This is a genomic window from uncultured Amphritea sp., from assembly GCF_937127095.1.
In the GTDB taxonomy this organism is placed as follows: domain Bacteria; phylum Pseudomonadota; class Gammaproteobacteria; order Pseudomonadales; family Balneatricaceae; genus Amphritea.
Genome location: NZ_CAKZLP010000060.1, coordinates 178,469 through 190,273, shown reverse-complemented (window position 1 = coordinate 190,273; position 11,805 = coordinate 178,469). Strand labels below are relative to the sequence as shown.

Genomic DNA, 11,805 nt, shown 5'->3' with positions numbered 1-11,805 from the left:
CCTGTCCGCTAAAACCGACCTTGTGAACTATCGCATTTACAACTACTACTTAATGTACTCGAATAAAAACTCTGGTTGCTCAGCAGGTGTGTGTGCGGCCTGATTAAGGGAGGAATATTATGGCTATCGGCGTCTGGATTAGTCTGGCTCTGTACTTTGTTTTGATGATCGGGATCGGTTTTTATGCCTGGCGTAAGTCGACCGCATCGTCTGAACAGTACATGTTGGGTGGACGAAATCTGCCACCCTCGGTTGCGGCGCTATCTGCTGGCGCGTCGGACATGAGCGGCTGGTTGCTGCTGGGACTTCCGGGGGCGCTGTTTTCGTCAGGACTGGTACAGGCATGGATTGGTATAGGATTGCTTGTTGGTGCTCTGGTTAACTGGATAGTTGTCGCGCCACGTTTACGTGAGCAGACCGAACGCTATGACAACAGTCTGACTATTCCTCAGTTTCTGGCCAACCGTTTTCCGACCCGCGCCTTTGCTCTGCGCACGGTATCTGCAATCATTATCGTCGTGTTTTTCGCGGTGTATACCGCCTCTGGCCTGGTGGCAGGCGGCAAGTTGTTTTCCAGCGCCTTTGGTGGGCTGATCAATGTGGGTGGATTCAGCGACTACTCAGTGGGAATCTGGCTGACGCTGGGTATTGTACTGACCTATACGGTCATTGGTGGCTTCCTGGCGGTCAGTCTGACTGATTTCGTACAGGGCTGTATTATGATGATTGCGCTGGTGCTGATGCCTGTTGTAGTGCTGTTTGGCAGTGGCGGTGGTGGTTTCAGTCAGGCCTCTGAAACGCTTTCCGCTGTTGATCCGAATTTTCTTTCCCTGACGCATGGGTTGACGTTGGTCGGTTTTTTGTCAGCCGTTACCTGGGGGTTGGGGTATTTCGGCCAACCGCATATTATTGTGCGATTTATGGCGGTTCGTTCGGTTAGGGAAGTCTCGACGGCTCGTAATATCGGTATGTCATGGATGGCGATTTCGCTGATCGGCGCAGTGTGTCTGGGGGTGTTCGGGCGCGCTTATGCGGTGCGTAACGGGCTGGATGTCAAAGACGCCGAAACCATTTTTATTATTCTGGCGGATCTGCTGTTTCATCCGCTGATAACGGGCTTTCTCTATGCAGCATTGCTGGCGGCGATCATGAGTACGATCTCCAGTCAGTTGCTGGTGTCATCGTCATCTCTGACGGAGGATTTCTATCGCCTGTTCCTGCATAAGGAGGCAAGCGAGGGCGAAAGTGTTTTTGTCGGCCGGATCAGTGTGCTGTTGGTCGGCATAGTCGCAGCGGTGGTCGCGGGTAATCCCGATTCCGAGGTGCTGGGCCTGGTCAGCCATGCCTGGGCTGGGTTTGGTGCGGCGTTTGGCCCGTTGATTATTCTGGCGCTCACCTGGAAGCGGATGTCTGGCAGCGGGGCCGTGGCGGGGCTCGTTGTGGGGGCGATTACCGTCATCGCCTGGATTCAGCTGGGCTGGAATAGCAGCTTTCTGGGTGGTCCGGGGGTGTATGAGATCCTTCCGGGCTTCATCGCCTCCTGGTTAGCGATCTATCTGGTCAGTCTTGCGACTCAATCTGCTGATGAGTTTCGAGAGATCAATACTTAGTGCCAGCTCAATGGCATAACCCTTCAGTCGCCTCCTCTTTTGGTGCAGAGTAGATGTAGCAGTCATGTGTGGGTGATAGAACACTATCAGCGGAATCAGCAGACTATTCTTAGCCTGCTGGTATTGATCATGGCCTGTTTTCCGGCAGGGCTCTGGGGTGCTTTGATCTTTAAAGCGTTATCCCTCGATAAGCCTCGATAATGTGTTTCACGTTAGTCGAGCTGCCGTGTTGAATGCGCTGGTAGTGGTTGAGTGTGTTGTGCAGGTATTCCTCGACGACACGACGTTGTTCGACTGAGTCTGATTGCCAGATTTTCTCTCCCACAGGGCTGATGGGGGAGTGTACGTTACTCTCGGATGACACCAGGATGACTTCGTAAAAGCGCTGATTCTCTTCGACCAGCGCTTCATCTTTCAAACTGAAATTAAGCTCGATCAGTTTCTGGCGCAGGGTAAACTGGCGATGCACCGGGCAGAGCAGAAAATCAAGATTCAGCCCGGTGTGCTTCTGCTGAATAGCGTCAACAAACTGGGTGATCAGATCTCCGCCCACCCCGGCGATGATGATCAATTGCCTTCCCGAATACTGCTCCAGGAGTAACTCGGTGAGATCCTGACAGTGGGTTGTCCAGCGTGTCGCGGAGTCTGAACAAAACCGTTGCAGCCTGCTTTCCAGCTCCGTTATCACTGTGGGCACAACATCAACAAAATGGATCTGTGCGCTGCTTTGACTCGATAGCAGGGCAGCCCCCAGAAACCCGTGGTCACAACAGCAATCCCAGATATGGGTATAGCCGGGTGTCACCAGCTGTTCAATCTGCGTTAATCGTTTACTGCGCTTCAAGGGATGGCCTGGTTGAGGGTTGAAATTGGCCGCATTGTAATGCTTTTCTATTCTGTGTGTGGGGGAAAGGCAGTTTACACTCGTTTATCTGATAAGTGTTATCGACTCTATTATTCGTTAGTAAGGAACAACGGGTTGGACAAAAACAGAGCTAAGCGTCCTCATTGAGTGAAACCTATAATCAGCATTTTTTAGCGAGATAGGTTTAGCCCGATATCCAGATTCTATCTATCGGGCCTGCTACTTTTATGGCTGAATTACTCCGGCAATGGCCGGTTCTGAGCGCGGAACTCATGGGCTTCGTAGGTGCCCAGGTTGCGCATCTCTTTGGTAAAGAAGTTTAGTTCCTGCAGGGCGTATTGCATCATCCGGTCATCGGGATGGCCTTCAACATCCAGATGAAAGCTGGCGCCTTTGGTCAGGCCGTTACCGATATAACTTTCCAGCTTCACCATATTGATGCCGTTGGTGGCAAAGCCGCCCAGTGCCTTATACAGCGCTGCGGGGATGTTGCGCACGGTAAACATCAGTGAGGTGATGTAGGATACCTCCGCTTCGCGCTGGGGAATTCCCTGTTCACGGGAGAGGATCAGGAAGCGGGTGGTGTTGCCACTGACATCCTGAAAGTTGTCCTGCAGGATCTCCAGATCGTAAAGGTCTGCTGCCAGGCTGGAAGCGATAGCCCCATGGGTAGCGTCCGGATTCTGTGCCAGTTCATAGGCGGAACCGGCGGTATCAAAGGCGGCAATAGGGTCGATGCCCAGCTGTTTGATATGACCATCACACTGGGCCAGCGCCTGGGGGTGTGAAGAGACGGTTTTTAGCTGCTCAACCGAGCTGCCTTTGATACCCAGCAGGCAGTGGTTAACCGGTTCGAAATGCTCGCCAATAATGTGCAGCTGACTCTTGGGCATCAGCCGGTAGATCTCTTCGACCCGGCCTGCGGTGGAGTTTTCCAACGGAATCATCGCCAACCGGGCTTTGCCCTGATCCACCATCAGCATCGCTTCAACAAAGGTTTCACAGGCAAACGCCTCCATTTCGGGGAATACCCGACGACAGGATAGGTGTGAATAGGCGCCTTCGACGCCCTGAAACGCGATGATGTTCGGTGTAACTGACATGTGGGTTCCGTTTAGCCAGACATAATAAGGCGGTAATTATGTCACAGATTTTGTTTTTTGCAGTGAGCCGGCTGACATTTTTCAGTAATATGTGGCGCAACTTTGTTTATTGCATCCTTAACCGCATCCTTATCTGCAAACCAGCCAGCTTATTTTGGGACCCCGATGACTCCGGAACGCACAGCTAAACTTACTCAGACCCTCAATCAGCGACAGCCCGATCTGACGCTGATTACCGATCAGGTACATAAGCCCCGTAATATAGCGGCACTGATTCGCACCTGCGATGCGGTGGGGATTCCCCGTATTCATACCGTTACGCCAAAGGAAGGCTATGCATTTAATGGCACTACACGGGGCAGTGATCGCTGGGTAAAGACGCAGAATCATAGCAGTGTTAACGAGGCTATTGGCGTAGCGAAGGCGCGCGGAATGAAGATCTATGCGGCGCATTTTTCTGACCGGGCAATCGATTATCGGGATGTCGACTTTACCGTTCCCTGTGCGCTACTGATGGGGGCGGAAAAGTTTGGTGTCAGTGATGAAGGTGCCGCACTTGCTGATGAGCATATTCTGATTCCGATGATGGGGATGGTCGGGTCGCTCAATGTGTCTACTGCAGCGGGTATTATCCTGGTGGAAGCGCAGAATCAGCGTCTGAAGGCGGGGATGTATGAGACCTCCCGGCTTGACCCGCAGGAATACCGGGATACGCTGTTCGAGTGGAGCTTTCCCGATCTTGCTGATTTTTGTCATAAAAAAGGCCTGGAATATCCTCCTCTGGATGAGTTGCTGGCGCTGACGGATGCCCCCGCCTGGTATCAGGCTGTCCGGGAAGGCACCGCAGCAACCCGTCAGTGGTAATGGCGGCACCGGTTCAGATAGTTCACTGTTAAGATCTGAATTTTATGATCAAGGCTTTTATGCTCTGGGCTTTGAGAAACAACAGGAGAGAGTGAATGCAGTTTCCGCGTTTTGTTCCGCTTGCCCTGTTGATGCTGGTGTTGTCGCTGATGGGGACGACGCTGGTGACCCAGTTTGTACGTGACTGGGCACTGACTGATCTGAAGGAGAGTGGCGAAAGTCAGCTGCTGAGTATTATCAGCCAGACCCGCTCGGAGCTGGCGGACTATAAATACCTTCCATTTCTCATTTCACAGAGTGGCGATGTGTCTGAGTTGCTGCGTGACCCCTCGCCGGACAGAATTGCCCGGGTCAGCCGTTACCTAGAACAAACTAACCTGGTGGCGGGCTCGACAGCGCTGTTTGTTCTGGATGTTCAGGGGCGTGCTCAGGCGTTCAGTCATTGGCGGGCACAGCAGGACTTTTACAGCGTCAGCCATCGTCAGCAAACCTATTTTCTGCAGGCGCTGGAGGGGCAACAGGGCTTTCAACTGGTGTTGCCTGCGGCTGAGAGTGACGGTGCTGTCTACCTTTCAGCGCCCATCTATGTGAAAAGTCAGCTGTTGGGGGTGGCAACGGTGCGGCTGGACCTTGAGCTGTTCCAGGCCGGACTTGATCAGACCAGCCATTATCTGTTTAGTAAGGCGGGCCATATTCTGATGGCCAGTAAACCCTATCAATCGGTTAAACAGCTACAGAGCCTTATCCAGAAGCAGCAGATAACAAAGCTCTACGACGGCTCAGAAATTACGTTGGTGGAACTTGAAGATGGTAAACGTTCGGTGCTGCAGACGGTCACTCTGGATGATCTTGGCTGGCAGGTTTCGGTGCTTAATGACCTGCGTGAGGTGACCCGTATTCAGCGCAATGCCACGCTGTTTACCATTGCTTTCTTTATCGTTATCTCGTTGCTGGTGTTTCTGCTGCGGGAGCGGCAGTTAAAACATATCTCCCGCCGTGAGACGCAACAAGCGCTGGAGCGGAGTGAATCGCGGCAGCGGGATATTATCAATAATGCCCATGTCGGCATGATCACGCTGGATAGCCAGGGGCGAATTCTGTTTATCAATCCGATGGCGATGCAGCAGTTTGGTGTGTCGATGCCTAGAGTTAAGGGCACTTATATCGGTGATCTGATCGAGCCGGAGGTGTATCAGGGGGTGATGAAGCGGGTGCTGGACCGTCTCGGCACCCGTGGGTTTGCGCCGGTCACCGCGATGGAAACGGTGGCTAAGCGTTCCGATGGAAATACCTTTCCCATGCTGTTTTCAATCAAACAGATGAAGCGGGAAGCGACCGCCAATTATCTGGTAACGGTGATCGATATAACACCGCGCAAACGTCTGGAAAGGGCGCTGCAGCAAGCCAATGATCAGCTGGAACATCAGGTGCAACAGCGTACTCAGGCACTGCGGGAAGCCCAGGGAGAGCTGGTGCAAGCGGAGAAAATGGCGGCACTGGGGCGGATGTCGTCAGCGGTGGTACACGAGCTAAATCAGCCGTTAACCGCGCTGAGAACCTATATTGCGATCTGCCGCCAGCTGATCGAACGGCAGGAGACCGAGCAGCTGGACGGTAATCTTGAGCTGATCAATGATCTTATCAGTCGCATGACGGTGCTTACCCGACAGCTGAAAACCTTTGCCTATCAGAAGCCGCAACACCTGTCACCGGTTGATCCGTTGCTGGCACTTGATCAGGTGGTAAACCTGTTTCGCGGGCGTATCGAAGAGCAACAGATTGAGCTGCTGTATCCCCGGCCCGACCTGCAGTTACAGGTGAGTGGTGACAGTGCCCGGTTGGAACAGATCTTTGTTAATCTGCTCAGCAATGGCTGTGATGCCCTGACAGGCGTGGCTGAACCTCGTCTGGAAATAGGCATTCACTGTGATACTGAAAACGTGACCATCGATGTGGTGGATAACGGAGCGGGTATTGATGAACAGAGTCAGGCACAGCTGTTTGAGCCCTTTTTTACCACTAAACCGATTGGTGAAGGGCTGGGCTTAGGCTTGCCTATCGTCCGCTCAATTGTGCATGATCTGCGCGGAGTGATTCGGGTTAACAGTCGGTCGGGGTATACCTGCTTTAGCGTTACTCTGCCATTAATCAGGCAGTCAGAGGAGTGTTCATGAACAGAGGTCAGGTTTTGTTGGTGGACGATGATCCGATTATCCGCCAGTCCACATCACAGTGGTTAAAGATGGCCGGTTTTGAGGTAATTGCCTGCGACCGGGCCGCCGAGGCGCTGACTCATCTGAATGAACAGTTCCCCGGGGTGGTGGTCAGTGATGTAAAAATGCCGGAGATGGATGGTTTGCAGTTTATGCAGGCGGCCCGTTCTATTATTCCTGAACTGCCGGTTATTCTGATCACCGGACATGGTGATGTGGATATGGCGATCGGTGCCATGCGTGATGGCGCCTATGACTTTATCGAAAAACCTTTCGTACCCGAACGCCTGGTCGAGACGATTAACCGGGCCTGTGAAAAGCGTTTGCTGGTGCTGGAAAACCTGCGTCTGCAACAGGATCTGGCATCCCGCAGTGGCATCGATGGCAAAATTATTGGCATCTCTCCCGCTATTCAGAAGCTGCGCCGCGATATTCTAAAATATGCGGCACTGGATACCAGTGTCATTATCTACGGTGAAACCGGCAGCGGTAAAGAGTTAGTGGCCCAGTGCCTGCATGAATTCAGCCCGCGCAGCGAACATAACTTTGTGCCGATTAACTGCGGCGCCATTCCCGAAAACCTGATCGAAACCGAGCTGTTTGGCCATGAGGCTGGGGCGTTTACCGGTGCTGCTAAAAAGCGTACCGGTAAGTTTCAGCATGCCGATGGCGGAACACTGTTGCTGGATGAGATCGAAAGTATGCCCGCCAGTTTGCAGGTGAAGATCTTACGAAGTTTACAGGAAGGTGTGATTGAACCGCTCGGCTCTAACAAACAGGTGCCGGTGGATCTGCGCATTGTTGCGGCGTCTAAGGCGGACCTGTCAGTAGAGGAAAACTTCCGCCAGGATCTGTACTACCGGCTCAATGTGTCCTGCCTCTATCTGTCACCGTTACGCGATCGTGTCGAAGATATTCCGCTGTTGTTCGAATACTACGCCCGTCAGGCAGCGACCCAGCATGGGCGAGAACTGCGGGGCATTAATCGTCAGGATCTGACCAATCTGCAACAGTACCCCTGGCCCGGTAATGTCCGGGAGCTAAAAAATATAGCAGTGCGTTTTGCCCTGGATGACACGTTGCCGGTGGCTGATCTTATCTATCCGGAAACCGCCATCGAACCGATGAGCAGTGACCGGGTGGAGAGTAATCTGCCGTTGGCGGCGCAGGTGGCTAATTTTGAATACAAGGTGATCTGCGAAGCACTGCGGCAGCACAACGGCAATATTAAAGCGGTGATGGAGATGCTGGATCTGCCACGCCGGACACTGAATCAGAAAATGGTTAAATATCAGATCGACCGCTCCCAGTTTATCGACTCAACCGGAGAATAAGCAAAAACTTGCTTATTCCTCCTGCATTCCTGAAAAACTCTGCTTAACTTATCTGTATCCGGCCCCACAGGGTGATTTTTTGGCCTCATCGAGGCTGAAATCTATACTTTATAAGCAAGATCTTGCTTATGTGTTGGCCTGGCTATCGGCAGCTTTTTGCTTATACCGCCTGTTGTAGCATGACAGATATGATAAATAATGTTTATTTATCATAGGGTTGTGATTTTTTATCAGGCTTGGCACTGGCATTGCTATATAAGATGGAAACTAACAATAAATCCCGAGAGAAGGAAGCTAACATGCAAAGTAGTAAACGAACTCTGATTAAAGGCCTGGGCCTTGCGGTCACACTGAGTGCTGCATTGGGTGGCGTATCCATTGCACAGGCTGAAGAGAATCGCTCCTATATTCTGGCGACTGCCTCTACCGGTGGAACCTACTATCCGGTGGGTGTTGCGCTGGCAACCCTGACGAAAGTGAAGCTTGAACCGAAATATAATGTGTCATTGTCGGCGATTAACTCAGCGGGTTCCGGTGAGAACATCAAGCTGATGAATGAAAATGAAGCGCAGTTTTCTATTCTGCAGGGCCTCTATGGCGCATGGGCCTGGAGCGGTGAGGGCGCATTTGCCGCTACCGGTCCGAAGAAGAACCTCCGCTCTGTTTCGATGTTATGGCAGAACGTTGAGCAGTTTGTGGTCAAATCTGATCTGGCAAAAACCGGCACGGTCGACGATCTGAACGCGCTGGATGGTAAGAAATTCTCCATCGGTAAGAAAAACTCAGGTACTGAAGGGTCCGGGTTGCAGATCCTCAAGGGTTTAGGGGTGAAAGCGGATAGCCTGGATATGGCATATATGGGCTATGGCCCAAGTGCGGATGCGCTGCAGAACGGTACTATCGAAGGGATGAACATTCCATCAGGTGTGCCAACGTCGGCGATTACCCGGGCGTATGCATCGCTGGGCAGTGATATGACGGTACTGGATTTTACCGATGAGCAGATCAAAAAAGCCAACGGTAACTACAAGTTGTGGACCCGGTTTGTGATTCCGGCGAACACCTATCCAGGTCAGGTTAAAGATATCAACACCATGGCACAGCCTAACTTCCTGGCGGTTCGTGATGATGTGTCAGAAGAAGATGTCTATATGCTGACCAAAACCATCTATGAAAACCTGCCGTTCCTGAACGGTATCCATAAGGCAACCAAAGCGATGGCCCTGGAAAAGGCGATTGAAGGTTTGCCACTGCCGCTGCATCCAGGTGCTGCCCGTTACTACAAAGAAGCGGGTCTGACGATTCCTGAGCATCTTATTGCTGAGTAATCTGGCCCTTTAATCGATCAGTTCAGTGATCTAGCGGGGGCCGTTAACGCCCCCGCTATCTTATGTTTTACGTCTACCGTCAACGGAATACCGCTATGAGTTCTCTTGATACTAATACCGATGAGGAAGTAGCTGCCAAGCTGAAGAGCCTGGAGCTATTACAGCGCCCGGAACAATCGCTGACAGGCCGCTTTATCTACTGGGTCGGTGTTATATTTGCCCTGGCACATATCTACTTTAATACCCTCAGTACTGTCTCTGAATTGTGGGTGTCTGCCATCCATTTTGGCGGCTTTGCCATGCTGTGTGCGCTGATGGTGCCGATGATGCGCAGTCATACGGCGGCGGGTCGTCGTATCACGTTGATTCTTGATATTCTCCTAGGCTGTGCAGCGATTCTTTGTACCCTCTACCTGATCGGCTTTGAAGATGCCCTCTATGCCCGAGGGGTAAAGTTTGATGATCTTGACTGGGTGTTCTCGCTCTGCGCTATCTTTATCGCGCTGGAGATGGCCCGCCGTACCACCGGCTGGTTTATTCCCTGCATGATTATTGTCGCCCTGACCTATGTTTTCTGGTGGGGACAGTATGTCGGCGGGATCTTTGGTTTTCCCGGCCTGAGTCTGGAAACCCTGTTGTATCGCAGTTATTTCTCTTCCGAAGGGATGTTTGGGCAGATCGCCCGGATCTCCTGGACCTATGTGTTCATGTTTATTCTGTTCGGTGCCTTTCTGGTGAAGTCCGGTGCCGGCGATTTTATTATAGAGCTGTCCCGCTGTGCGGCGGGGCGGATGGTCGGTGGCCCCGGTTTCGTGGCGGTGCTGGGTTCTGGCCTGATGGGTTCGGTGTCTGGTTCATCTGTAGCGAATACCGTATCCACCGGAGTCATCACCATTCCTCTGATGCAGAAAGCGGGTTTTCCAGCCCGTTTCGCCGCCGGTGTGGAAGCGGCGGCCTCGACCGGTGGGCAGTTGATGCCGCCGGTGATGGGGGCCGGGGCGTTTATTATGGCGTCCTATACTCAGATCCCCTATGTGGATGTTATCTCCGTGGCGGCATTGCCGGCACTGCTGTACTTCCTCTCGGTGGGCTTTTTTGTTCGGGTTGAAGCGATGCGAAGTCAGGCCCAGGCGGTCGAACTGGATTCCCGTCCTGTGGGTGAGGTGTTTCGTGATGGCTGGCACTATCTGTTGCCGCTGGTGGTCCTGGTCAGCCTGCTGATCTACGGTTTTACGCCGACTTATGCCGCCGGTATCTCCATTATTTCGGTTGTTGTGTCTTCCTGGTTGTCGAAACATCCGATGGGTTTCCGGGATGTCTTCGATGCACTGGCCCAAGGCTCTAAAAATATGGCGACCACGGCGATGTTGCTTATCGCTGTGGGCCTGGTGGTTAACGTAGTAGCGATGACCGGTATCGGTAACACCTTCTCCCTGATGGTGGCCGAATGGGCCGGTGGCAGTTTGCTGATTACACTGTTGCTGGTGGCGCTGGCATCGTTGATTCTGGGTATGGGACTGCCGGTCACCGCGGCCTATATTGTTTTGGCAACACTGTCAGCCCCTGCACTGTATAACCTGATCGCGGAGATGCAGCTGGTAGATATGATGGTCAACGGCACACTGCCAGAAGTGGCCCGCACGATCTTCCTGCTGGTGGATGCCGATAAGGCTGCCTTGCTGGCAGAGCCGATGAGTAAAATGGATGCCCAGCAGTTGCTGGCGCTGGTGCCCGGTGACTTTAAAGGTCAGCTGCTGGAGCAGGCGATTGATCCGGCGCAGCTGGCGATGATTCTGCTGTCTGCCCATATGATCATCTTCTGGTTGTCACAGGACTCTAACGTCACTCCGCCGGTGTGTCTGACCGCGTTTGCTGCTGCGGCCATTGCCAAAACACCGCCGATGGCGACCGGCTTTACCGCCTGGAAGATTGCTAAGGGGCTTTATATCGTGCCACTGCTGTTTGCCTATACCAACTTCATTGGTGGCACGACCGCTGAGGTGCTGAGTATCTTCTTCTTCTCGATATTTGGTATTTATGCGCTGGTGGGGTTCATGGAGGGATACCTGGAAAGCCCGCTGAATATTCTGCTGCGACTGGTGTCCGGTGCGGCGGGTGTGCTGATGCTCTGGCCCCATGGTCAGTGGTGGATCAGTAGTCTTGCACTGGCGGTTTTTCTGGCACTGTTTATCTATAGTCGATCTAAACGAGATACTCAGCTCAGTGGAGCAACGGTAACCGGTTAATTCTGCTTTGCTGATCCCGAAACCGGCCTTCTGGCCGGTTTTTTTCGTTTTTCACATAAATAGTGAGCAATATCACTTATTCCCGCGGTGACAATTTGCTAAATTGTCTGTCTGAGCGCTTGCTCCCTGTGCTTTGCTATACAGGTGCCATTTTTGCTTTGGTTGAGTTTCTTTGTGATGGTGCTGTCTGTAAGATAAAGGCTGGCTTTATACATGGCTCCTAACAGTGGATTGTTATGGTC

General features: G+C 52.5%; 8 protein-coding genes. 6 read left to right on the top strand and 2 right to left on the bottom strand.

From position 1 onward, the window contains the following. Window positions 1-119: 119 nt before the first annotated feature. The gene (putP, locus tag Q0499_RS15540) at window positions 120-1,610 is read left to right on the top strand and encodes a sodium/proline symporter PutP (RefSeq protein WP_299200879.1); all 1,491 of its coding nucleotides are present in this window, start codon (window positions 120-122) and stop codon (window positions 1,608-1,610) included. Window positions 1,611-1,779: 169 nt separating this feature from the next. On the opposite strand, the gene Q0499_RS15535 is transcribed toward putP, so the two are convergent. After that, window positions 1,780-2,454, bottom strand: coding sequence for a tRNA (adenine(22)-N(1))-methyltransferase TrmK (locus tag Q0499_RS15535; RefSeq protein ID WP_299200876.1), 675 nt, complete (start codon window positions 2,452-2,454; stop codon window positions 1,780-1,782). A 257-nt stretch (window positions 2,455-2,711) separates the two neighbouring features. Continuing rightward, complete coding sequence (locus tag Q0499_RS15530) at window positions 2,712-3,578, bottom strand: prephenate dehydratase (protein ID WP_299200873.1); 867 nt, start codon at window positions 3,576-3,578, stop codon at window positions 2,712-2,714. 165 nt (window positions 3,579-3,743) lie between these two features. On the opposite strand from Q0499_RS15530, the gene trmH reads away from it, so the two are divergent. The 5 genes from trmH (at window position 3,744) to Q0499_RS15505 (ending at window position 11,563) form a co-directional block, all read left to right on the top strand. Next, window positions 3,744-4,442: a tRNA (guanosine(18)-2'-O)-methyltransferase TrmH gene (gene trmH, locus Q0499_RS15525; RefSeq protein WP_299200870.1), complete on the top strand. Its 699-nt coding sequence runs from the start codon at window positions 3,744-3,746 to the stop codon at window positions 4,440-4,442. A 95-nt stretch (window positions 4,443-4,537) separates the two neighbouring features. Further along, window positions 4,538-6,616, top strand: a complete 2,079-nt coding sequence (locus Q0499_RS15520) for an ATP-binding protein (RefSeq protein ID WP_299200867.1) — start codon at window positions 4,538-4,540, stop codon at window positions 6,614-6,616. Next, window positions 6,613-7,989: a sigma-54 dependent transcriptional regulator gene (locus Q0499_RS15515; RefSeq protein ID WP_299200863.1), complete on the top strand. Its 1,377-nt coding sequence runs from the start codon at window positions 6,613-6,615 to the stop codon at window positions 7,987-7,989. Before Q0499_RS15520 ends, Q0499_RS15515 begins: the two co-directional genes overlap by 4 nt. 299 nt (window positions 7,990-8,288) lie before the next feature. Further along, window positions 8,289-9,317 (top strand): TAXI family TRAP transporter solute-binding subunit, encoded by a 1,029-nt coding sequence (locus tag Q0499_RS15510; protein ID WP_299200860.1) that lies wholly within the window; start codon window positions 8,289-8,291, stop codon window positions 9,315-9,317. 95 nt (window positions 9,318-9,412) lie between these two features. Beyond that, entirely contained in the window at window positions 9,413-11,563 is a 2,151-nt protein-coding gene (locus Q0499_RS15505) for a TRAP transporter fused permease subunit (RefSeq protein WP_299200857.1), read from the top strand. Window positions 11,564-11,805: the final 242 nt, after the last annotated feature.